The sequence below is a fragment of the Burkholderia sp. ABCPW 111 genome (genome assembly GCF_000773065.1).
Taxonomy (GTDB): Bacteria; Pseudomonadota; Gammaproteobacteria; order Burkholderiales; family Burkholderiaceae; genus Burkholderia; species Burkholderia savannae.
In genome coordinates this window covers 43,465-66,806 of sequence record NZ_JPWT01000052.1, presented here as the reverse complement: position 1 = coordinate 66,806, position 23,342 = coordinate 43,465, and the positions used below count along the sequence as shown (strand labels likewise).

The 23,342-nt window shown below is 68.0% G+C and carries 19 protein-coding genes; 4 read left to right on the top strand and 15 right to left on the bottom strand.

Going from position 1 to position 23,342, the window contains the following annotated elements:
* Positions 1-635: 635 nt before the first annotated feature.
* Both X946_RS35625 and X946_RS07560 read right to left on the bottom strand, forming a co-directional pair.
* Positions 636-785: a hypothetical protein gene (locus tag X946_RS35625; RefSeq protein WP_162836169.1), complete on the bottom strand. Its 150-nt coding sequence runs from the start codon at positions 783-785 to the stop codon at positions 636-638.
* A 102-nt stretch (positions 786-887) separates the two neighbouring features.
* Positions 888-1,490: a nucleotidyltransferase family protein gene (locus tag X946_RS07560; protein WP_038745446.1), complete on the bottom strand. Its 603-nt coding sequence runs from the start codon at positions 1,488-1,490 to the stop codon at positions 888-890.
* A 349-nt stretch (positions 1,491-1,839) separates the two neighbouring features.
* On the opposite strand from X946_RS07560, the gene X946_RS07555 reads away from it, so the two are divergent.
* Entirely contained in the window at positions 1,840-2,415 is a 576-nt protein-coding gene (locus X946_RS07555; RefSeq protein ID WP_038745443.1) for a cysteine hydrolase family protein, read from the top strand.
* Between the two features lie 336 nt (positions 2,416-2,751).
* Here X946_RS07555 and X946_RS07550 read toward each other — a convergent pair whose 3' ends face one another.
* From X946_RS07550 to X946_RS07535, 4 genes are all read right to left on the bottom strand, one after another.
* Entirely contained in the window at positions 2,752-3,435 is a 684-nt protein-coding gene (locus X946_RS07550; protein ID WP_038745440.1) for a Fe2+-dependent dioxygenase, read from the bottom strand.
* Complete coding sequence (locus X946_RS07545; RefSeq protein WP_038745437.1) at positions 3,432-4,172, bottom strand: tetratricopeptide repeat protein; 741 nt, start codon at positions 4,170-4,172, stop codon at positions 3,432-3,434. Before X946_RS07545 ends, X946_RS07550 begins: the two co-directional genes overlap by 4 nt.
* A 4-nt stretch (positions 4,173-4,176) precedes the next feature.
* Positions 4,177-6,423, bottom strand: coding sequence for a TonB-dependent receptor (locus X946_RS07540; protein WP_038745435.1), 2,247 nt, complete (start codon positions 6,421-6,423; stop codon positions 4,177-4,179).
* 241 nt (positions 6,424-6,664) lie between these two features.
* A complete protein-coding gene (locus tag X946_RS07535; RefSeq protein ID WP_038745432.1) occupies positions 6,665-7,960 on the bottom strand; it encodes an aspartate carbamoyltransferase in 1,296 nt (431 codons plus the stop codon).
* 283 nt (positions 7,961-8,243) lie between these two features.
* Between X946_RS07535 and X946_RS07530 the strand changes: the two genes are divergently transcribed.
* A complete protein-coding gene (locus X946_RS07530; RefSeq protein ID WP_010109044.1) occupies positions 8,244-8,378 on the top strand; it encodes an entericidin A/B family lipoprotein in 135 nt (44 codons plus the stop codon).
* 365 nt (positions 8,379-8,743) lie between these two features.
* On the opposite strand, the gene X946_RS07525 is transcribed toward X946_RS07530, so the two are convergent.
* Together X946_RS07525 and shiA are read right to left on the bottom strand one after the other, a co-directional pair.
* Complete coding sequence (locus X946_RS07525; RefSeq protein WP_038745429.1) at positions 8,744-9,514, bottom strand: IclR family transcriptional regulator domain-containing protein; 771 nt, start codon at positions 9,512-9,514, stop codon at positions 8,744-8,746.
* A gap of 55 nt (positions 9,515-9,569) precedes the next feature.
* Positions 9,570-10,877, bottom strand: a complete 1,308-nt coding sequence (shiA, locus tag X946_RS07520; RefSeq protein WP_038745427.1) for a shikimate transporter — start codon at positions 10,875-10,877, stop codon at positions 9,570-9,572.
* A 424-nt stretch (positions 10,878-11,301) separates the two neighbouring features.
* Here shiA and X946_RS07515 point away from each other — a divergent pair, with 424 nt between their 5' ends.
* On the top strand, positions 11,302-12,432 hold the full coding sequence (locus X946_RS07515) for a 4-hydroxyphenylpyruvate dioxygenase family protein (RefSeq protein ID WP_052145028.1): 1,131 nt from the start codon (positions 11,302-11,304) through the stop codon (positions 12,430-12,432).
* A gap of 117 nt (positions 12,433-12,549) precedes the next feature.
* Here the strand turns inward: X946_RS07515 and X946_RS07510 are convergent, their stop codons facing one another.
* Complete coding sequence (locus X946_RS07510; RefSeq protein WP_038745423.1) at positions 12,550-13,785, bottom strand: 3-oxoacyl-[acyl-carrier-protein] synthase III C-terminal domain-containing protein; 1,236 nt, start codon at positions 13,783-13,785, stop codon at positions 12,550-12,552.
* Positions 13,786-14,112: 327 nt separating this feature from the next.
* The gene (locus X946_RS07505) at positions 14,113-15,324 is read right to left on the bottom strand and encodes a Rieske 2Fe-2S domain-containing protein (RefSeq protein ID WP_038745421.1); all 1,212 of its coding nucleotides are present in this window, start codon (positions 15,322-15,324) and stop codon (positions 14,113-14,115) included.
* A gap of 974 nt (positions 15,325-16,298) precedes the next feature.
* Here X946_RS07505 and X946_RS07500 point away from each other — a divergent pair.
* Positions 16,299-18,017 carry a CocE/NonD family hydrolase gene (locus X946_RS07500; RefSeq protein ID WP_038745419.1) on the top strand — a complete coding sequence of 573 codons (1,719 nt, stop codon included), beginning with the start codon at positions 16,299-16,301 and terminating at the stop codon, positions 18,015-18,017.
* A gap of 347 nt (positions 18,018-18,364) precedes the next feature.
* Here the strand turns inward: X946_RS07500 and X946_RS07495 are convergent, their stop codons facing one another.
* From X946_RS07495 to X946_RS35410, 5 genes are all read right to left on the bottom strand, one after another.
* Positions 18,365-19,093: a helix-turn-helix domain-containing protein gene (locus tag X946_RS07495; RefSeq protein ID WP_226377337.1), complete on the bottom strand. Its 729-nt coding sequence runs from the start codon at positions 19,091-19,093 to the stop codon at positions 18,365-18,367.
* Positions 19,094-19,159: 66 nt separating this feature from the next.
* A complete protein-coding gene (locus tag X946_RS07490; protein ID WP_038745415.1) occupies positions 19,160-19,570 on the bottom strand; it encodes a response regulator in 411 nt (136 codons plus the stop codon).
* A gap of 484 nt (positions 19,571-20,054) precedes the next feature.
* Positions 20,055-20,702 (bottom strand): response regulator, encoded by a 648-nt coding sequence (locus X946_RS07485; RefSeq protein ID WP_038745413.1) that lies wholly within the window; start codon positions 20,700-20,702, stop codon positions 20,055-20,057.
* Entirely contained in the window at positions 20,699-22,747 is a 2,049-nt protein-coding gene (locus tag X946_RS07480; RefSeq protein WP_038745411.1) for a PAS domain S-box protein, read from the bottom strand. The genes X946_RS07485 and X946_RS07480 overlap by 4 nt, the downstream gene beginning before the upstream one ends.
* Positions 22,748-22,767: 20 nt before the next feature.
* Positions 22,768-23,136: a hypothetical protein gene (locus X946_RS35410; protein ID WP_162483260.1), complete on the bottom strand. Its 369-nt coding sequence runs from the start codon at positions 23,134-23,136 to the stop codon at positions 22,768-22,770.
* Positions 23,137-23,342 lie beyond the last annotated feature (206 nt).

The following is a 23,342-nucleotide window of genomic DNA, read 5'->3' as shown; positions in this document are numbered from 1 at the left end:
AAAAAACCGTCGCCAAGGCATGCAAGCGCGGTCCAGATGGGCTGGAATTCTCCATTTCATCAATTTTCAAACGGGCTCCGAGAGGCGGTTGGTGGGTGCCGGCAGGCGTCGCCGCGCGCGCCGAGGGGCGCGGGACGGTGGGTCATCACGCCGGCCGATCGCGTCGCGGATGGCGATTCGTCGGTCGAACCCGGATCGACGAGGCGGCGGCCGGCGAGATCGGCAAGGCGGCGATCGGCAACGCGTTGCGGCGCCATGCGCAGCGCCGGCGTCCGCCGCCGCACGACCGACGTGCGACGACCGACGTGCGATGACCGACGTGCGCCGCGTAAGGCCGATTTCAAGCCGCGGGCGGCAGGGTGGCCGGCCGAATCGGCGGCGCGGGACGAATCGGGCGGGGTTTCGGCCGTGGGCCGTTGCGCGCGTCCGAAGCCTGCGCGCCGGCCCCGTGCTCGAAGCTCGCTCCAGCGCCGCTTTCCCGATTCTCTCTCCCGATCCGCGCTTCCGATCCTCGCGCGTGCACCCGGCGTGCGAGCCCGAAAGCCGAAGCCGAACGAACGCCGACGCTCAGGTTCGCGGCGCGAGCCGCGCGCACGATCGGGGCGTGCGCGGCGCGTCGGCGCGTCGCGTGCGCGTCAAACCGGGTCCTTGCTCGGCGGCTCTTCCGGTTTTTGCGGATTCTCGTGGTGATGGTGGCCGGGCGACGGCGGCGCGAGCGTGTCTTCCTCGGGGTCGCGAGTGGGGTCGGCGGGCGGTTCCGGCAGCGGCGTGGTGTGATCGGTCATGGAAGTCGGCAAGTGTCGGTGAAAGCGGGACCGGCGCGGCACACGCCGGGTCTCGTCTTCCGTTATAGCCAATCGGGCGCGCGTTTGCCGGGCGATGCGGCGTCAGTCGTGCGGCGGCGGCGCGAGCAGGTCGGCGCGCGTGTCGACGTCGCGCAGCACGGCCGGATCGGCGACGTCGACGAGCGCGGGCGGCGCGGCCGTCAGCAGCGCGCGGGCGCCGATGTCGCCGTCGAGCGCGGCGAGCGCGTCGTAATGGCGGCTCGCGAAGCCGACCGGATGGCCGCGCTGCCCGCGATAGACGGGCGCGACGCTCGACGCGAGCCCGGCGTCGAGCGCGCGCGCGACGGCCTCGATCGTCGACGGCGCGATCCACGGCATGTCCGCGAGCGCGACGATCCAGCCGGGGCTTTCGGCGCGCGCGCGCACGCCGGCCGCGAGACTCGCGCCCATGCCGCGCTCGGCGTCCGGCGCGAACACCACCTGGCAGCCGGCGTCGTTGAGCAGGTGCGCGAGCCGCTCCGCGCCGGGGCGCACGACCGCGACGACATCGGGAAGCACGGCGGCGAGCCGTTGCGCGGCCGCGACGGCGACGGGCGTGCCGTCGGGCAGCTTCGCGAGCAGCTTGCTGTGCACGCCGCCGGGATCGAAGCGGGTGCCGAGGCCCGCGGCCAGCAGCACGCCAGAGGCGAGCGACGCATGGGTCATGGCGGTATGCGGTGGCGAAGGTGCAGCGATTGTGCGGTGCGGCGCGGGCGGGGCGCAAGTTCGGGGAAGCCCTTTCTTCGGACGGGAGCGGCGGGGTGCGGGCGGCATGCCGCCGAAGTCCGCCGGGATGGCGGGCATCGAGATGGGCGGCGCCCGAGGTGAAGGGCGACGATAAACGACGACATACGACGACATACGACGACATACGACGGCGGGCGACGACAAGCGAAAACAGGCGACGACAAGCAAGAACAGGCGGCGACGCATTGTCGATCCCGTTTATCGACGCGGCCGATATGGCCGATACAATCGTCGCTCGGTTTATCTTCGCGATCGATTCGCTTTCCACATGGACGCATCCACATTGCTTGCCGCCCGCGCCGCGTTGCTGCTCATTGATTTGCAGAAAGGCATCCACGAACCGAAGCTCGGCCGCCGCAACAATCCGGACGCGGAGTCGCACGCCGAAGCGCTGCTGGCGAGCTGGAGGCGCAGCGGGCGTCCGGTCGTGCACGTCCGGCACGTGTCCCGGTCGCCGGAATCGGTGTTCTGGCCGGGGCAACCCGGCGCGGCGTTTCAGGACGCGTTTTCGCCGCTCGCGCGCGAGCACGTGGTCGAGAAGAACGTTCCCGACGCGTTTGCGGCAACCGGGCTCGCACGCTGGCTGCACGAGCATGGGATCGCGCAGCTCGTGATCGCGGGCGTCATCACGAACAACTCGGTCGAATCGACCGCGCGCTCGGCCGGCAATCTCGGCTTCGACACGATCGTCGCGGGCGACGCGTGCTTCACGTTCGATCAGCGCGACCTGTCGGGGCGGCTCTGGGCCGCCGAGGATGTCCATGCGCTGTCGCTCAGCAACCTCGCGATGGACTACGCGCGCGTGCTGGACGCCGCGAGCATCGTGGCGCGCCTCGGCGGCTGACGCGTGAATCGGCGGCGGCCGTCGCGATCGGCTCGATTGCGTGCCGCCGTCGATGCCGATTGCGTCGGCGCGGTTGGCCGGCGGCCCGGTGCGCGGGCGCGCAGGCCGGCGTCCAATCGCGTACGCCGGCAATTTCGTGTGATTGCGTATTTCCTCGCCCGATCGAAACAATGAAAAGGGCAAGCCGCGATCAAGCGGCGCTATCCGGTCGTCGGCCGCAAATCGACCGTCTGCGGAATCGTCACGCCCGATCCGCATCCGATCCGCATCCGATGTCGGCCGGCGATCGATGGCAATTCCTGACTCCCATCCGAACGCCGCCCGAATCCTCACGCGTCACGCATCGGCCCACCGCCGCAGCAGATTGTGATAAATCCCGGTGAGCGCGATCACGCTGGCATCGCGCCCGCCTTTGTCCGCGGACAATTGCTGAATCTGCGTGTCGAGCTGGAACAGCAGGGTGCGGTCCGCGTCGTCGCGCACCATGCTCTGAATCCAGAAAAACGACGCGATTCGCGCGCCGCGCGTCACGGGCGTCACGTGATGCAGGCTCGACGCCGGATACAGCACCATGTCGCCCGCCGGCAGCTTCGCGCGGTGGACGCCGAACGTATCCTCGACGCACAGCTCGCCGCCGTCGTACGCATCCGGCTCCTCGAGAAAGAGCGTCGCCGACAAGTCGCTGCGCACGCGGAAATCGGTGCCGCGCAGCAGGCGGATCGCATTGTCGACATGCGTGCCGAACGCGTCGCCGCCCGCGTAGCGGTTGAAGAGCGGCGGAAATACCTTGAGCGGCAGCGCCGCCGAGAAGAACAGCGCGTTGCGCGCGAGCGCGTCCTGGATCGCGTCGCCGACCGCGCGCGCGACGGGCGAGCCCTCCGGCAGTTGCTGGTTGCGCTTCGCGAGCGCCGATTGCGCGCCGGACGTCGCATTGCCGTCGGTCCAGTCGGCGAGCTCGAGCGCGTCGCGGCATTGCGCGACCTGCTCCTTCGTCAGCACGCCGGGAATGTGAAGCATCATGTCGCGAACTCCTGCCGCGCGGCGATCGAACGAAACGCGTCGATCGGCGACGCCGCGAGATACGCGCGCATCTTCGCGACGAACGCGGGCGTCGCGGTGCGCGGCACCCGCGCGAGCCATTCGAGCGCCTCCGCCACGCGGCCGCGCTCGCCGAGCAGGCGCGCATAGTTGAACTGGCCTCGGAAGTCGCCCGCGGCGGCGGCGCGCCGGTAGCAGTCGAAGGCCGCGTCGCGGTCGGCCGCGACGACCCAGCCGTCTTCATGGAAGCCGCCGATCAGGTTGATCGACTTCGCGTGGCCGAGCGCCGCCGCCTTCTCGAACCATTCGAGCGCGGCCGCGCGATCCTCGTCGACGCCTTTGCCGAGCGCGAGCAACGTCGCGTAGTTGTACATGCCCCAGTCGAGCCCCGCGCGCGCGGCCTCGCGATACCAGTACGCGGCGACGGCCGCGCTCGCGGCCGTTCCCCAGCCGAACTCGTAGCAGCGGCCGACCATGTTCATCGCCATCGGATGATCGGCGCGCGCCGCGTGCTTGAACCATTCGAGCGCGGCCGCGGTGTCGCGTGCGACGCCGCGGCCGTCGAGCAGGTATTGCCCGTAGACGGCCTGCGCCTCGACGATCCCGTTCTCCGCGGCCGCCGCGACCCACGCGGCCGCGCGCTCGGGCGGCCCGGCGAGGACCCCGGCGAGATCCTCGCGCGACGCCGATGCGAGCGCCTTCAACGATACCGGCCGCATCGCGTCAGTAGCGCGCGTTCAGCGTGACGAACGCCGAGCGGCCCGGCGCGATCGACGCGTAGTGCGCCGGATACGCCTGATCGAAGTACGTGCGGTTGAACAGGTTGTTCACGTTCAGCCGGACGTCGAGCTTCTTGCTGATCCGGTACTGCGCCATCGCGTCGAAGCGCCAGTACGACGGCACGGCGCGCAGGTTCGCGGTGTCGCCGAACACCTTCGACATGTAGAACGCGCCGCCGCCGACCGTGAGCTTCGGCGTCACGTCGTAGTTCGTCCACAGCGTGAAGCTGTGCTTCGGCGTCTGCGGGAACTGGTGGCCGTTGTCGGCGGTGTTCTTGCCGTTGTCGCGCAGTTCGCTCTTCATGTACGTGTAGCCGCCGAACACCTGCCACGCGCGCGTGAGCTGCCCGGCGAAGCCGAGTTCGAGCCCCTGCACGCGCTTGTCGCCGACCATCGCGTACTGGTCGTTCGGCAGCGTGACGCGCGCGTTCGTCGTGTCGATCTGGAAGAGGGCGGCCGTGAGCGAGAGCTTGTCGTCGAGCACGTTCCACTTCGTGCCGAGTTCGATGCTGCGGTTCTTCTCCGGCGCGAGCTGGTCGGCGTTCGAGCCGACGCCGCCGCGGCCCGGCGTGAGCGACTGCGTCTCCGAGCCTTCGCCGAGCAGCATGCCGGCGGGCGTCGACGACGTCGCGTACGACGCATAGATGCTGCCGTTCTGCGCGGGCTTGAACACGAGGCCGAGCTGCCAGTTGAAGAGCGTGTCGTCGCGCGTGTAGGTCTTGCCGCCGTTCGCGCGGGTGTCGGTGAAGCGGGTCGAGTAGTCGTCGAGACGCACGCCGGCGTTCACCTGCCAACGCTTGCTGAGCTCGATCGTGTCGAAGCCGTAGATCGATTTCGTGACGGTGCGCGCGTGCGCGTAGTCGTTGTTGCGCGTGATCGAGCCCGTCCACGGATCGTTCGGGTTCGGCGACCACAGGCTCGTGCAGTTGTAGCCCGACGCGGCGCCGATCCCTTGCTGGCAGATCTTGCCGGTGCCCGTCGCGACGGTGTACGTGTCGCGCTTGCCCCATTCGCGCGACAGCTCGATGCCCGTCGTGAAGCTGTGCTTGAACGGGCCGGTGCGGAATTCGCCGAACAGCTCGGTCAGGTTCGCGATGCTGTTGATCGAGCTGTTGCGATTGTTGTTGCGCCGCCAGACACGGCCGTTGATCACGTTGCCCTGGCTGTCGTCGGGCTGCGTCCAGATGTAGTCCTGCGTCGATTCCGTGTAGCGCGTCGTGTTGCGGATCGTCAGCGACGGCGTGATGTCGTGCTCGATCTTGAGCGTGCTGATGTCCGACGTCGTCTTGCGGAAGTCGCGGTCGATCAGGCCGTAGAAGTTGTGGCGGTCGACGTTGGCCGGATAGATCGTGTCGACGTTCGCCGGCTTGTTCGAGCTCGTGTAGAAGTACGGAATGCCGCTATCGGGCAGGTCGTCGGTCGACAGGTGGTAGTAGCTCGCGGTCACGCGCGTCGGCGTGCCGAGACCGAACGCGATCGACGGCGCGACGCCCCAGCGCTCGTTGTTGACGGCGTCGCGGCCGGCGACGTCGTTGTTGTGGCTCATCAGGTTCAGGCGAAACGCCGCGTGATCGGCGAACTGCCAGTTGCCGTCGGCGGTGAAGCGGCGGTAGCGGTCGGTGCCGATGCCCGCGCTCGCTTCGGCCGTCGTGCCGAGGTGCGGCGCCTTCGTGACGAGATTGACGCTGCCGCCCGCGCCGCCGCGGCCGCCGTACGCGCCGTCCGAGCCTTTCGTGATTTCGACGCGCTCGGTGTTGAAGATCTCGCGCGTCGTCGCGCCCGTGTCGCGCATGCCGTCGACGAAGATGCTGCCTTGTGTGTCGTAGCCGCGGATGAACGGGCGGTCGCCGAGCGGGTTGCCGCCTTCGCCCGCGCCGAACGTGATGCCGGGCACCGTGCGCAGCGCTTCGGTGAGCGTCGCTGCGCCGCTGTTCTGGATCAGCGCCTGCGGGATCACGGTGACGGACTTCGGCGTGTCGACGAGCGGAGCGGTGAATTTCGCCGACGAGGAAAAGTCGGCCTTGTAGCTGTGCTCGGCGGCGCCCTTGACTTGGATCGGCGCGAGTTCCTTGTCGTGATCGGCGGTCGCGGCGGGCGGCGCGGCGTCCTGCGCGAACGCAGGGCTCGCGGCGAGCACGCCGCAAAGGGTGGTGAATTTTCCGAGCTTCAACTCGTCGGAACGCGGCTTCATCAGTGGTATTTCCTCGCCAGATGTGACTCGATCGGGCGAAGCAACCGCCGGTGCGCGACGCACCCCACCCGAATATTACAAATTGTTTTCGGGCGCCATTTTAGTGAATATTTTTATAAATGAGAAGCGTTCTTGTTACGTTTTCTTGAGCAATCGCCGAAAAACCGGCTATCTGATTGAAAGATAAGGAACAAGCGGCTGACTACGCGCAGGCGGGCGCGAACCCGCCTGCGCGCCGGAATCAGTCGATTCCGTGGAACGTCGCGTCCTCGGGCCCGAGATACGCGGGCGGGCGCCAGGTCGCGTCGCGCATCGAGTGCTGGACCAGATGCTCGACGCCGAGCAGCACCGCGAAGATCGCCATGCGCACCGGAATCCCGTTGTCGGTCTGGCGGAAGATCGCGAGGCGCGGGTCGCGGTTCAGGTCGGTCGACAAGTCGTTCGCGCCCGGGCGGCTGTCGCGCGGCAGCGGGTGCATGATCAGCGTGTCGCGGCCGCACGCGGTGTCGACGAGCGCCTGGTTGATCTGGAAATCCGGCGTGTAGCCTTCGAACGATTCGTCGGTGAAGCGCTCCTTCTGGATTCGCGTCGCGTAGACGACGTCCGCGCCCTTCAGGCCCGCCGCGAGGTCGTGCGTCTCCTCGACCACGTGGCCGTTCTTCGAGATCTGATCGACGATGTACGCGGGCATTTCGAGCGTCGGCGGCGACACGAGCGTGAACTTGAGCCCGCGATACAGCGCGAGCAGCTTGACGAGCGAGTGAACGGTGCGCCCGTACTTCAGATCGCCGACGAGCGCGATGTGCGCGCCGTCGACGATCTTGCCGAGCCGCGAGAATTCGCGCTGGATCGTGTACAGGTCGAGGAGCGCCTGGCTCGGATGCTCGCCGGGGCCGTCGCCGCCGTTGATCACGGGCAGGTTGATCGCGCGCGCGAACTCGGCGACGGAGCCTTGCTCGGGGTGGCGGATCACGAGCGCGTCGACGTAGCCCGCCATCACGCGGCTCGTGTCGTAGATCGATTCGCCTTTCGCCATCGACGAGAACGTGAAGCCCGTCGTGTCGCACACCGAGCCGCCGAGCCGGCAGAACGCGGCGCCGAACGATACGCGCGTGCGCGTGCTCGCCTCGAAGAACAGATTGCCGAGCACCGCGCCCTCGAGCACGCGCGAAATCTTGCGGCGGCGGGCGATCGGCTGCATCACGTCGGCGACCCGAAAGAGCGCCTCGACCGAGTCGCGCGAGAACTGGTCGACCGACAGCAGTTGCGGCTTGCCTTCGAACAGAAACTGGCTTGCGAGCGGCGGCGGAGCATCTACGCGATGCGTATAGACTTCGGCGGATTCCGGGCGCGCGACGATCTCGGAGACGAAGCGCTCGACGATTTCTGGCATCCCGCGAGATTCCTGCGAATCGTCGGGCAAAAGCCATGTGTCGAGTGCGCGGCGGCTAATGCCGATGCGGTTCGCGAACGCGTCGCGGGTCATGTTGAGGCGGCGCATCGCGTCGCGCAGGAACGCTTGTTGAGGAACGGTCATCAGTCGGCTCGGCTCTCTAAAATATACGCGATGCGTATGGTAGGTCGACAGCGGCCGAAGTCAAGCGGAAAATGCGAACGAGTTGACGGATGACGGATGACGGATGACGGACGGCGGCGCGGCGCACGAAGCCGCCGTACGAGCCGCAACACGTTTAACAATTGCTTTGCCCCGTGCGGCGCGGCCCGTCCGTATAATCGGGACCAGTCCCCGCGCCTTGGCGCGGGCGGATTCGGATACGTCGGTCGCACGCCAAGCGCCCGCATTGACAAGGAGAGTGAGAATGAACCGCGCGATTGCCGCCGCCCTGCTGATCCTGACCGCCGCGCTTGCCGGCTGCAACACGATCGCGGGCGTCGGCCAGGACATTTCGAAGGGCGGCCAGGCGATCTCGGATACGGCCGAGAAGGCGAAGTAAGCGAGGTCGTTTTCCTGTTGAGGGAATCGCCGCCGTGACGGCGGCGGTATCGGCGGGCCCGGCGCGATGCCGGGCCCGCGTCGTTTCGGGCGGGCGCGAAGGCCGGGCCGCGCGCGCCATGATTCGCCGGCCTCGTCGTCGGCTCTCCTTCGAGCGGGCGTCCCAGACCGGCGAACCGCGCGCACGGCTCGGCCAGCCGGATCGGCGCGCCGCGTTCCGGCCGCGGCAGCCGGCATTCGGCGGCGCGCGACATTCGGCCCGCGACCCATGGCGCATGACTCACGGCGCATGACTCACGGTGCACGACTCACGGCGCACGGTGCATGGCGCACGGCCCGCGACATCCGGCGCGCACGCGCGTCACATCACAGCACGTTCATCATCGCGAGCGCGGTTTCCTGCAGGGGCGGCAGCACGCGCTCGAGCGCGGCTTCGGCGCTTTCGCCGCCGATCGGCATGTTGGTGCTGAGCGCGGCGACGACCTCGCCCTGACGGTTCTTGAGCGGCACCGCGATCCCGCGCACGCCGACCTGCAACTGCTGCTCGATCAACGCATAGCCGTCGATGCGCGCGCGGTCGATCTTCTCCTGCAGGCGCGACTGGTTCGTCAGCGTGTGCGGCGTGAACGGCGGGAACTCGGTCGAGTCGAGCCACGCGCGCACCGCGTCCTGGTCGTCCTTGTACGCGAGCAGCACGACGCCCGGCGAGATCAGCGGCGCGGGCACGCGCGCGCCGAGCACGAAGCCCGTCGTCATCACGCGCGACACGCCGTTGCGCGCGATCACGACGAGCTCCCATTCGTCGAGCACGCTCACGTACGCGGATTCGTTGAGCGTCGCGCTCAGTTGCTGCAGATACGGCTGCACGGTGCGCGGCAGCCGCGCCGAGTCGAAGTACGACCAGCCCACCCGCAGCACGCGCGGCGTGAGCCCGTAGAGCCGCCCGTCCGTGTACACGTAGCCGAGCGATTCGAGCGTGAGCAGATAGCGGCGCGCGGCGGTGCGCGTCAGGCCGGTGCGCGCGGCGGCCTGGGTCGGCGTCATCCGCGCGTGCTGGCTGTCGAACGCCTCGAGGATCGCGAGGCCCTTTTCGAGGCCCGCGATCCAGTCGCGCTTGTCGAGCGGCGTCTTCTTCATGCTCGGCTCATGGGCGTTTCACGGACGCTTTTCATGCACGTTCGGCCGTCGGCGCTCAGGCGGCGCGCATCCGCGCGGCGACGAACGTCGAGATCAGGCAGCCGATCGCGAGATACGCGGCGACGAGGTGCCACGAGCCGCCGCCGAAGCTGACGAGCGCGACCGCGATGAACGGCGTGAAGCCGCCGCCGACGACGCTCGCGAACTGATAGCCGACGCCCGCGCCGCTGTAGCGGTACTCGGCGCCGAACAGCTCGGTGAAGAGCGGTTGCTGGACGCTCACGACCATGTCGTGCGCGACGTTCGCGAGCATCACCGAGAAGATCACGATCCAGACGGTCGCGCGCGCCTCGAGCGCGACGAAGAACGGCACCGCGCTCGCGAGCCCGACGAGCGCGCCGACGATGTAGACGCGGCGCAGCCCGAAGCGGTCGGCGAGCCACGCGAAGCAGGGGATCGTCACGCAGCTGATCGCGCCCACGAGAAGGCCGATGTTCAGGAACAGGTCGCGCGACATGCCGAGGTTCGACGTCGAATAGCTGAGCGCGAACGCGGTCACGATGTACATCGTGAACAGCTCGGCGAGGCGCAGCGCGACGATGTAGAGGAACGCCTTCGGATGGCGGGTCAGCGCCTCGATCACCGGTAGCTTCAGCTTGCGGCGGCCGTGCTCGACCTTCTCGACGAATTCCTGCGATTCGTCCATGCTCGCGCGCACCCACAGGCCGATCAGCACGAGCACGATGCTGAACACGAACGGCAGCCGCCAGCCCCACGCGCGGAACGCGGCGTCGCCGAGCGTGTGGCTCAGGATCGACACGATGCCCGTCGCGAGCACGAGACCGACGCCGTAGCCCACCTGCACGCCGCTGCTGTAGAACGCCTTTTGCTTCTGCGGCGCGCTTTCGACCGCCATCAGCGCCGCGCCGCCCCATTCGCCGCCGACCGCGAAGCCCTGCACCGCGCGCAGCGCGACGAGCAGCACGGGCGCCCACCAGCCGATCGTGCCGAAACTCGGCAGCAGGCCGATCGCGACCGTCGACAAGCCCATCAGCATCACGGTCAGCACAAGCATCCGCTTGCGGCCGAGCCGATCGCCGTAGTGGCCGAACACGACGCCGCCGAGCGGCCGGAACAGGAACCCGACGCCGAACGTCGCGAATGCGGCGAGCGTGCCCATCGTCGGGCCGACGTTCGGGAAGAACGCGTGGTTGAACACGAGCGCGGCGACGATGCCGTACAGCAGGAAGTCGTACCAGTCGACGACCGCGCCGACGAAGCTGCCGATCGCGGCCTTGCGGGCCTGGTTCTTGTGGATGGGTTCGGCGCCGACCGCGCCGGCTGCGTCAAATGCTGGGGTCATTCCTTGTCTCCTGTTGTCGTCGGCGCATGGCCGCCGCGGCCGCGACGCGTCTGCGGCGTGGCCGACGCGGCTCGCGCAAGCCGTCGTGCCGGGTTGACACGCAGCATAGGAGCGGCGGCGGCTTCGGAGCAACGGAACGGCACGTCATGATGAACGATCATCGAACGCAGGCGTGCGATTATCGAACGGTTTCGGGGTTTGCACTAGGCCGGCGCAAGCCCGTCGCCGGCGTGAACAGGCCCTGGGCGGGCGGCCGATGCGCGCCGCGCGTCGACACCGCTTGGCATCGTGAACGATTTGGTTAAAATTGCCGGCGCCGTCCGGCAATCGACGATCGCCCGCCGTCGCGCCGCGCCGCCGCGATTGCGCACAGCCGCGCCGATCGCAGGTCGCGTAAGATCTACCGCCAGCCCAGGAGACACCGATGCCCAGCCCCGCCAGCTCCCCGTCCAGCGCCCCCGCGTTTACCGGCCCGCCGGGCGACAATCCACTCGGGATGGCCGGACTCGAGTTCGTCGAATTCGCGTCGCGCGAGCCCGACGCGCTCGCGCGACGCCTCGGGCAGCTCGGTTTCAAGGCGATCGCGCGCCACGTCAGCAAGGCGGTCACGCTGTACCGCCAGGGGCACATGAACTTCCTCGTCAACGCGGAGCCCGACTCGTTCGCCGCGCGCTACGCGGACGAATACGGCACGGGCGTCTGCGCGATCGGCATCCGCGTCGACAACGCGCAGCGCGCGTTCGACCGCGCGATCGAGCTCGGTGCGTGGGCGTTCGAGGGCGAGCGGATCGGCGTCGGCGAGCTGACGATTCCGGCGATCCAGGGGATCGGCGCGTCGCACATCCATTTCGTCGACCGCTGGCGCGGGCGGGGCGGGCTGCGCGGCGGCGTCGGCGACATCTCGATCTTCGACGTCGATTTTCGCCCGATCGACGTCGCGACCGCGCAGGCCGACCTCGACTACGTCGGCACGGGCCTGCGGCAGGTCGACCACCTGACGCAGACGGTCGGCAGCGGCCGGATGCAGGAGTGGCTCGATTTCTATCGCGATCTGCTGCATTTCCGCGAGATCCACGAGCTCAACGCGAACTGGCACGTGTCGGAGGAATCGCGGGTAATGGTGTCGCCGTGCGGCGACGTGCGGATTCCGGTGTACGAGGAGGGCGCGCGGCGCACCGAGCTGATGCACGAATACCTGCCCGACCATCCGGGCGAGGGCGTTCAGCACATCGCGCTCGCGACCGACGACATCCTCGCGTGCACCGACGCGCTCGTCGCGAACGGCGTGGAGTTCGTCGAGCCGCCGGCGCGCTATTACGACGAGATCGACGCGCGGCTGCCCGGCTGCCGGATCGACGTCGACGCGCTGCGCACGCGCGGCATCCTGGTCGACGGCGAGATCGGCGACGACGGCGTGCCGCAGCTTTTCTTCCAGACCTTCGTCAAGCGGCGGCCCGGCGAGATCTTCTTCGAGATCGTCCAGCGGCAGGGGCATCACGGCTTCGGCGAGGGCAACCTGCGCGCGCTCGCGCACGCGCGGGGCGCGGGCGGCTGAGCGGATTCGCGGCGTCGCCCGCATGCGTTTGCGGCGGACTCGCCGGGGCGGGCGACAGCGCTTCGCGCGCGGACGCACGTACGAACCTGCCAACGGGCACCCCGGCGCCGGCGCCGCTCATCCGTCGATCTTCTCGAACAGCAGCGATGTCGCGGTGAGCCCCGGTCCGAACGCCACCGACACGATCTTGCCGCCGACGGGCACCGCGTCGTCGCCGAGCATCGCCTGCCAGATGTGCGGCACAGTCGCCGACGACATGTTGCCGCACTGCTTCAGCACGTCCCAGCTCCAGTGCATCCGCGCGCGATCGACGCCGAGGCTCGCGACGATATGATCGAGAATCTTCGGCCCGCCGGGATGGATCGCGTAGAGCAGCGCGTTGCGCTCGCGCGCGAAGTCGATTCCGCATTGGCCGCACAGCTTCGTGAAGAGCGGCGCGATCGCGTCGCGTATGTAGAGCGGCACGCGTCGCGACAGATACATCTCGAAATTGTGCTCGCCGGGCTTCCAGGTCATCTCGTGGGTCGACGCTTCGATGATCGCGGTTTCCGCCGCGAGCAGGCGCAGCCCGCGCTTGTGCCGGCGGCGCGCTTCGTCGCCGCGATACGCGGAATACTTGATGAACCCGTCCGCGAACAGGGTGAGCGTGACGAGGTTGCCGCTCGACAGATCCGAAAAGTCGCCGTGGATCGACAGCAGCTCGGTGTGCACGACGTCGACGCGGCGCTTCGGTTTCGGCAGCAGGCAATGCGCGGCGGACAGATAACCGGACGCCATGTGAACGGGCGGAAACGCGCCGTAGCAGCCCATGTGGTACGAGTGCGTGACGTTCGTCGAGAGCCAGCGCTTGCGCGACACGAGCTTTTGCGCGGCGCTCGGCGACAGGTAGCCGGAGCAGCTCACATGGATGATGTCGTCCGGCGCCTCGCGCTCGTTTTGGTAGAAGCGCTCGAAACATGTGTCGGCGACTTCCGCGAAGTAGTCGAGGCGCTCGCCGAGCCCGCGCCCGCGCGGCGACTCGACGCCGACTTCGTTGAAGACCGCACGGTCCCACGTGTCCGGATCGCCGTTCAAGCGGGTCGACGAGGGAAGCGCGTGCAGTTGCCGGTGGCCGATGTGCTCGGGCGCGACGCCATAATGCCAGACGCGATCGCGAATGTAGGACGACAGATCGGTCCGGACGGCGTCGCCGACATCGACATCGTCGCGTTCGACTTCAAAGCGGCTCGATTCCCGGCCGCTCTTTTGCTCGATGAGCCATGCGATGTAGTCGAGCGATCGAGCCTGCGGCATCGGCGGCGACAATTGTTCGGAACGGAAATCCGTCAGCACGACGTCGAGTGATTGGGCCATGGCGATCTCCCTGTTCGAGTGGGGGATGGTGTCGGGAACGGCAAACGGCGTCGCGGCGGCTTGTGCGGAACGCGCGCCGGGGCGCGCCTCGGGGCTGCCGCGCGTCCCCGGCCGACGCGCGCCGATCGGCGCGCTAGCCCGCCGGCGAGCGAACCGGCGACGATTCGTCCGAGGCGGCCTCGCGCGTTGGCCGATCGATGAGGCCCAGGGCCGGAGCGGCGCGCGGGCGATTCGAGAAGACGCGCTATCGGCCGCGCGCGAGCGGCCCGGCGAGCCCCGCGATGCGCGCGGGCCGGACTGCTCCGCGCGGCGAGCGTCGCACGCGAATCATTTCTTGCCCTGCAGCGCGATGCCGACGTAGTCGCGCAAGCGCTGCACCGCGAATTCAACCGGCTTGCGCTTGCCCCATGTGAACGGCCGCGGCAGTTGCGATTCCATGCCGATGTCGCGAACGTTCCAGCGCAGCCCGCTTTGCATCGACGCGATCTCGACTGCGGTGTCCTTTTGCGTGCGCGTCAATCGGGTTTCGAGGCTGTCGAGCGCGTCAAGCACGACGCCCTCCGGGCCATAACGCTTGAACCAGACCTTGTCGTTGTAGTGCTCGCGGTACCACGCGACGAACTTGTCGGACAACTGCGATGTGCCGCCGATGCCGAAGCGGCTCGCGCCTTGCTGCAAGCGCTCGAACTGCTTTTCGGCGACATAGAAATCCTCGTAGGCGATCGCGCTCGTGAACGCCTTGCGCGGCGTCGTCAGATTGAAGATCACCTTCGCGAGCGGCGTGGCGAGCTTCTTCGACGAAGGCATCATCATCAGGAAGTGCCGGTTCGAATGCTCACGCGTGGGGACGATCAGCAGATAGATATGGACCGCGTACCATTCGCTCAAGTGCGGCTGCGCGAGCGTCGCGGCCGGCGAGAGCTCCGGATCGTAGTGATAGCGCAGATTCTGATGCCGCTCGCCCGCCACGCTTCTGCGGTGCACGTGCCTCGTGTGCAGCAGGTCGAGGAATCCCGCCGTCCACAGATCCCACGGCTGGTTGAAGTCGAACACGTCCGCCCTGAAGCAGGCCGGCAATGGCGCGTCGTCGCCGATGAGGCGCGTGAGCGGCTGTACGAACGGGATCGGCTCCGACGCGTCCGGATAGATCCAGATCAGCAGGCCGTCGTCGAGCGCCGGATAGCTGTATCGGCACGCGTCCATGCGATTCGACATGCCGCTCGGATGGCTGCATTGGCCGGCGCCGTTGAACTGCCAGCCATGGTAGCGGCAGACGATGTGTCCGTCTTCGACCGTGCCGATCGACAACGGCACCGATTTGTGCGGGCACAAGTCCTGCAAGCATTGAACGCGGCCGCTCGCGTTGCGGAACAGCGCGAGCGGCTCGCCGAATAGCGAGATGCCGTGCGGTAGCGTCGAGCCCACGTCGTGCGAGTAAGCGACGGGCCACCAGTTCTTGCGCAAGTCGTCGTTCGGCTGTCGCGGGCGGTTGCCGTGCGTGGTGTCGGTCTCGGTGATTTTCAGTTTCAGTGAGTGCATGTCGAACTCCTGTCGTCGAGATGCGGTGCCGTTGCCAGTTTCCTTCCGGTGGCGAGCGGTTCCGGCGCGCGCGGGCCGGATCGCGGAGGGCGGCGGCGAACGCTTGTCGTGTGGCGCGGCGTCGCGTGCGCAACGCGCCGCCCGCGAGCGATGTCGCCGGATGGGCGGACCAAGGCGGCGCGGAGCTGCTTCGAGTGCAATGATTCAACGCACGCCGGGCGCGACGGTGCGCTAATTGACGAAGCACGCTTGCGATGGCGGTCTCTAGCCGCAGCGCGCCGTTTGTCGGATGTCGTGGGGCAAACGCTTTTTCTACAAGATTTTTTTGCGATTTCGAAATCAGTATAGGTTCAGTTATTTTTTGTCGACGGCAACTTCATGGTATGGCCTCTCTAATCAATGACGATTTATTTTTAAAAAATGGCCAATTGTTTGATTTTGGCTGAATCATGAAAATCGGTATTGCGATCTGCTTGAAGAAAATTCTCGAAATCGCATTCATTTCGGATACGGCCCCGGCGATTCGCCGGCCGCGTGCGAATTAGGTCGTCACCAAGGTTTTCGTTGCACCGCGCCATACGATTCGCGCGGCGCCCCGCCCCGATTCGACGCGGCCGGCTCGCGCCGAATGCGCCAAATGCGCCGGATGTTCGTTTTCATCGCGTTTCCGTGTTTCGATTCGACTCGGCGTTTCGTTTCGAATGTTTACTTTATTTTTTACGCGGGCACCGGTTTCAAACGACGACGAAGCGCGGCGGCGGCGGCTCGGCATTGCGATATGGGACACCCTCTGCGCGGCTCAAACGGTAAGCGGCGCGCACGCGCCGCCGGTTGGCGTTTTCGCACCTTTCACCCACCTTGACCCTCGGCTCGGCGAATGGCTCAATCAGTCAGCGCCGCGCTGGAATCCGCCAAGCGGGCCGCCGGCGGCGCGACCCGACCGAACAAGATCCAAGAGCAATTGGAGGAGATACATGAAGCTTGCGCGTTTCATTGGGGGCTGGAGTCTGGTGCTTGCCGCCTCGCTCGCTCACGCGGGCGTGTCCTGCCGCCCCGCGACGCCCGCCGAAGCGGCCGTCTACACGACGCCGTTCCAGTTTCCCGGCGTGAGCTCGCCGAAGGACGGCACCTGCTGGGTCAACAACCAGACCGTGACGGCGACGGACGGCACGCGTCTCACCGCGAACGTGTTCTTGCCGAAGATCACGAGCCCCGACCAGAAGTTTCCTGCGATCGTGATGATCTCAAGCTGGGCCGCAGCCGATTTCTTCGAGTATCTCGGCCAGCAGCGCAAGCTCGCGCAGGACGGCTACATCGTGCTCGCGTACACCGCGCGCGGCTTCTATCTGTCGGGCGGGCAGGTCGAGGTCGCGAGCCCGCAGGACGTGAAGGACGTATCGTCGGCGCTCGACTGGGTGTCGGCGAACACGCCCGCCGATCCCGACAAGCTCGCGGCGAGCGGCATTTCGTACGGCGCGGGGCTGTCGCTCCTCGCGCTCGCGCAGGACAAGCGGCTGAAGACGGCGGCCGTGCTCTCCGGCTGGGGCGATCTCGCCGATCAGCTCTACGGCGCGCAGTCGCCGAACGCGACGTGGAGCGCGGTGCTGTTCCTGTCCGGCAAGGTGACGGGGCGGCTCGATCCGATCGTCGACCAGTACGTGAAGGCGCTGCTCGATCCGAACACGACGCGGGCCAAGGCGGACGAGATCATCGCGTGGGCGCGGGTGCGCTCGCCGTCGACGTATCTCGACGCGCTGAACCGCCGCGGCGCGCCGGTCTTCATCAGCAAGAATTTCGAAGACGACATGTTCACGCCGAACTCGTCGCTGAAGCTGTTCTCGCAGTTGACGGTGCCGAAAAAGCTCGTGCTGAATCCGGGCATCCATGCGCAGGCCGAGATTCCGGGCGCGCTCGTCGGCGCGCCGAACGTTCCGTACGACCAGGCGCACCGCTGGTTCGACCGCTGGCTGAAAGGCGTGCAGAACGGCGTCGACACGGAGCCGAAGGTGTCGATGCAGATCAAGTTCACGAACACGCGCGAATCGTTCGACACGTGGCCCGCGAGCAACGTGCAGGCGCAGACGCTGTACGTCGCGCCGCGCGGCCCGCTGCGCTGGGATCTGTCGTGCCTGTGCAAGAAGGGCGTGTCGGGCGCGCTGCAGAGCGGGCCGAACCGCACCGCGGGCGGCGATCTGATCCAGAACTTCGCGGACACGACCGCGACGAGCGGCCCGATTCCGGTGCTGTCGACGTTCGGCGAGAGCCTCGGCGCGCCCGTCGTCAATCAGCTCGCCACCGTCAATCTCGCGACGGGCGTGCGCTACGAGGGCGCGCCGCTCGCGCAGCCGCTGCATCTGCGCGGCATCGCGCAGCTGAACCTGCGCGCGACGCCGTCGCAGGCGCGCGCGCAGGTCGTCGCGTACCTGTACGACGTCGACGCGCTCGGCTTCGGCAAGCTGATCACGCACGGCGCGCGGACCGTGCACTGGGCGAGCCCGGGCGCGACGATCGATTTCCCGATCGAGTTTTCGGCGACCGCGTACGACGTGCCGGCGGGCCACCACATCGGCATCGTGCTCGACACGTACGACAGCCTGTATCAGCCGCCCGTCAATCCGGGCGAGCGCTTCGGCGTGACGTTCGAGTTCGATCCGAACAAGCAGTCGACGCTCGTGCTGCCGGTGCGCTCGTAACGCGCGCGCGACGCCGATCGACGGACGCGCCGCGGCGAAGTGACGAGGCGGCGCACATCGGCGACGAAACGCCCGGCGCGAGCGGCCGGGCGTTGGCAAAAAAAATGGACGGCCGTATCGCTACGCCGTCCTCAAGCGCCTCTTTCGAGGTAGGGTATTCAGCCGTCGATTTTCGATCTCGTTCTGCTCGTGCCAGCCAGTTTGCTCCCCGTATGGTTCGGCCCCGTCGCGGCCCGGCGTGCGCCGGGCCTTCCTCGTGATGTCCGGCCTGCCTGTCTTTTTTCTATCCCCGTAGCTTTTTTCTTTCCCCGTAGCGATTGTTCCGCGATCCGCGTGGCCGCCGCGCGTCACACGCGCGCGAGGCCGACCGGATCGATGATGCGAATCTGCTTGCCGCGCGGCGCGATCAGCTTGTCGCGCTGGAACTTCGACAACATCCGGCTGACGGTCTCGAGCTTCATTCCCAGATAGCAGCCGATTTCCTCGCGCGTCATCCGCAGGTTGAATTCCGCGGCCGAGTAGCCGCGCTTCTGGAAACGCTCGGAGATGTTGAGCAGGAACGCGGCGACGCGCTGGTCGGCCGTCATCGTGCCGAGCAGCATCATCTGGCTCGACTCGCGGACGATCTCGCTGCTCATCAGGCGATGCACGTGATGCTGCATCGGCTTCACGTCGCGGCACACGACTTCGAGCTGCGCGAACGGAATGATGCAGACGGTGCTGTCCTCGAGCGCGACCGCGTCGCTGTTGTGGCGGCCGGCGCACACGCCGTCGAGGCCCATCGTCTCGCCGACGATCTGGAAGCCCGTCACGTGCTCCTGGCCGTCGCGATGCATGACGACCGTCTTGAACGAGCCGGTGCGCACCGCGTAGATGCTCTGGAATGTGTCGTGCGTGCGGAACAGCGTGTCGCCGCGCTTGACCTGACGCGTCGAGCAGATCAGCGCGTCGAGCTTTGCGAATTCGTTGACGGTCAGGTCGGCGGGCATGCAGACGCTGCGCATCGCGCAGTTCGAGCAGCGCGTGGCCGGACGCTTGGCCGCGTCGTCACGCGCGGCCGCACGCACCGCTATCATCGCGCGCTGCTGCGCCGCGGGCGTCAAGGCGTTCTGCGTTTGCGCTTGCAACATGATCTGCTCCTGTCATTCGGCTGCGTGCGGTCGACGCGCGCTGGCCAGGGTCCTCACGGTGCGGCAGGCGGCGTCGACGTCGGCGGTCTTGTCGAAGAAGAAATCCGCTCCCGCGTCGCTGCATGCCGCGCGAAATGCCGGTCCGGACAGGTTGGTCAGCACGATCTTGACCACCTTCGGAGCGGCGCGCGTCAGCGCCGAAATCAACTCGAGTCCGCTGCCGCCCGTCAGTCTCAGCTCGATGACGGCGACGTCGGCGCCCGTTTCGAGAATGCCCGCGAGCGCGGCCGGAGCGTCCTCGGCCTCGCCGACCACCTCGACCCCGAGGATCGTCTCGAACAGCGACGTAAGGCGATCTCTGACCGGGGCCGCGTAGTCGGCGAGAAAGACTCTCAGCGGAGGAGTTGACTCGCGTGCATCCATGACCGGCAGTATGGTCGGCCCGGGCGCGGCGCGAAATCAGCGCCGGGTGAAAATGGGGTAGGCAATGGCGGGTTCGATGTAGGGATATTCCTACGAGGGATTGCGCGGATGCGGACAGGCGCCGGGGCGCGGGGCGGTGGAGGCGGAACGTGCGGCGGAAACGGCGCGCTCAGGGGGCCGGCGTCGAGGGCACGGCCGGCCTGGCCGTGGCGCATCGCGCGGAGGGCGCGGGGCGGCGAGCGGTCGAGTTGTCGAGCGGCGGCTCGTGGAAAGCGCGCCGCCGCCGCAACGGCAGGCGAGATCGGGCCAAATCGATTCGAATCGGGCGGAATCGGTCAGCCACGGGCGACGAGCGCCGCCCGGTAAGGACGATAGCGGGCGAACGCAAGCGGCGAACCCGCGGCCGGCAGGCGGGCCGGGAAGCGCACGAACGAACGAGCGAGCGGCGCAGGCGCGCGCGGCCCGCCCGTCGCGACGCGCTCGATCAGACTTCGTCGCTGTCGTCGAACAGCTTGTGCCGCAGCGCGTAGCGCACGAGCGCCGCATCGTGCGGCATCTGCATCTTCTCGAGGATGCGCGCCTTGTAGGTGCTGACCGTCTTCGCGCTCACGTCGAGCGCCTGCGCGATCTCGGTGATCGTCTCGCCGGCGGCGATCCGGCGGAACACGTCGAACTCGCGGTCCGACAAGCGCTGGTGCGGCAGCGATTCGACGGGCTCGTTCAGGCTCTGCGCGAGCCGCTCGGCCATCGCGAGGCTCACGTAGACGCCGCCCGCCGCGATCTTCGTCAGCGCGCCGACGAGCTCCGCGCTCGCGCTTTCCTTCGTCATGTACCCGGACGCGCCCGCGCGAAACGCGCGCGACGCGTATTGCTGCTCCGCATGCATCGTCAGCACGAGGATGCGCAGCGCGGGCTTTTCCTCCTTGATCTGCTTGATGAGATCGATGCCGTTGCGGCCCGGCATCGACAGGTCGAGCACCAGCACCTGCGCGTCGGCCGAGCGCATCAGCTCGATGGTCGAGATGCCGTCGCACGCCTCGCCGACGACCTCGAAGCCCGTCGCGCTGCCGAGAATGTGACGCAGGCCGTCGCGCACGAGCGCGTGATCGTCCGCGATCAAGACCTTGATCATAGGAGCGCGTCCTGTTGCCGGATCGCCGCGAGCGGCAGCGCGACCTTGATCGAGAAGCCCTGTCCGGGCACGGAATCGATCGTGACGGTGCCGCTCAGCATGTGCGCGCGCTCGCGGATGCCGATGAGCCCGAACGACTTGTCGCCGTGCCTGTCGCGACGCTCGCCGGGCTGCACGCCGCGGCCGTCATCCTTGATCTGCAGCAGGCACAAGTCCTGGTCGATCGCGAGCGTGAGGTCCACGCGGGACGCGTCCGCGTGGCGCGCGACGTTGGTGAGCGCCTCCTGGACGATCCGGAACAGCGTCGTCGCGCCGGCGTTCGTGAAGCGCGTGTCGGCCGTGTCGAGCCGGCGCTCGACGTCGATCCCGTAGCGATTCGTGAAATCGTTTGCGAGCCATTCGATCGCGGGCACGAGACCGAGATCGTCGAGCATCACGGGCCGCAGGTCGGCCGCGATGCGCCGCACCGACGCAACCGTCGAATCGATGAGCCGCCGCATCCCTTGCAACTGCTGCTCGACGGCCGCGATCGGCTGCGCGTCGGCTTGCTCCTCGCGATGGCGGGCGAGTGCGATCGCGATTGCCGATACGTCCATCTTGAGCGCGGTGAGCTGCTGACCGAGATCGTCGTGCAGCTCGCGCGCGATTCGCGTCTTCTCCTCCTCGCGCACGTTCTGCAGGTTCGCGGACAGCTCGCGCAGCTCCTCGCGCGACTGGCGCAGCGCATTCTCGGCGCGCACGCGCTCGGTGACGTCGCGCAGCATCACCGTGTACAGCTTGCCGGAGCCGTCGCGGATCTGCGAGATCGACGCCTCGATCGGAAACTCCTCGCCGTTCTCGCGCAGCCCGAACAGCACGCGCTGGCGGCCCATCTGCCGCTCGGACACGCCCGTCACGCCGAACTGCTCGACGTGCTTCGCGTGCGCCGGGCGAAAGCGCTCGGGGATGAAGCGCGACAGCGACGAGCCGATCGCATCCATCGCGGACACACCGAACACGCGCTCGGCGGCCGGATTGAAGATCACGATGGTCTGCCTGTCGTCCACCGTGATGATCGCTTCCATCGACGAGCGGATGATGCCCATCATCCGCGCTTCGTTGAGCGGGCTGTCGTCGGCGTATTCGCTGCGCGCGCCGAGCCGGCCGACGAGCAGATACGCGAGCACCGCGAACAGCGCGGAGGTGGCCGCGCCGGCGACGAGCACCGTGGTCGCGACGGCGTTCGAGCGGATCGCCGCCCAGCGGTTCTCGGTCTTGTAGGCGAGGGTGAGCGGCGTGCCGCCGAAATTGAGCGGGTCCGCTCGCGTGAGCGGCGGATGCGACGAGTCCGCGCCGGCGTCGTCGCGATCGGTCGTGTAGACGAGCGCGCCGCGCTCGCCCGCCGTCAGGCGCAGGTCGATGTCGCGATCGTTCGACGTCGACAGCTCGACGAGCCGCCGCGGATCGAGCGTCGCGACCAAGAAGCCCGACGTGTCGGCGCGGCGGCGCTCCGCGGCGGGCAGCGCTTCGTTCGCGGCGTAGACGGGCAGGTAGAGCGCGAGCGTGCCGGCGCCGTTGTCCGGCGCGTACGTGCCGTCGGCCGGCGCCGCATGGGCGTCGAGCGTCGCGAGGCCGGAGTCGGCCGCGCGCAGCAGCGCGGCGCGCGCCTGCGGATCGACGCTCGCTTGCGCGGCGCCGACGATCGCTTTCGCGTCGATGAAGCCAAGCGAGCGGATCGGCGAGCGCGCACGGTCGAGATCGAGCTGCGCCTGATAGTTCGCCCAGCCGCCGGCGGCGGGCGACGCGTTCGAGCCGAGCATGCCGCGCGCGCCGCGCAGCACCGTCGTGGCGGTCAGCAGCTCCTGGCGCAGGGTTGTCGTCACATGTGCGGCGCGGCGCTCGAAACGGGCCTGCGCGGCGTCGCGCTCCTGCTGCAGCACGAGGCGCGCGACGCCGTACGACGCGGCGATGCCCAGCGCGGCGACGGCCACGGCCACGAGCGCGGCGCGCCGGTCGGTGCGGGACGCATCGCGCGATGCGCCAGGGCTGAACCCGCTGGCGGTCATGAATTCATACCTATGCTTCGTTATGCCGGTGTTGCTGGTTGGGGGGCATCGAGCGAATGCGCTCGATACGCGGCGGGTATTGGAATGCCGATATTTTGCGTGATTCCCGTCATTTTCGGCAATGCGACAACGCGGAGGCGCCGCGTGCCGAATTCTTTCAAATATTGCGCCGCGAGGCAATCGGTTCCCACCCGGCACAGCCGCGCGGACTCGACACGCGCGCGCGAGCCGCCGTCAACGTCCGCGAGCCGCGCATCGCATCGTGCGGTGCGGCATTCGCGCGACGGGCAAGAATGCGCCGCGCGCGCGATCGGCATTTTTTGCGCCGCCATGCGCGCGTCATCGATTTCACCGATATTCGGCGAGACCTCGCCATCGGCATTTTCCATGTCTTGGCGATCATTCGAATGGCGTGCGGCGCGAGTTTTCCGTTACCGATTATTTCGCTGCCGCGTCGGCGGATTCGGCCGCGCAATGGCGGCGCCCGGCCGATTTTGCATCGGATGCCGGCGCCGGCCCGATCGGCGCAAATGCCCGGCCGGCGCCGCGGCGCGCCGCCCCGGCCGGCGGCGGCGCGCGCTCCGCGCGGGCGCGA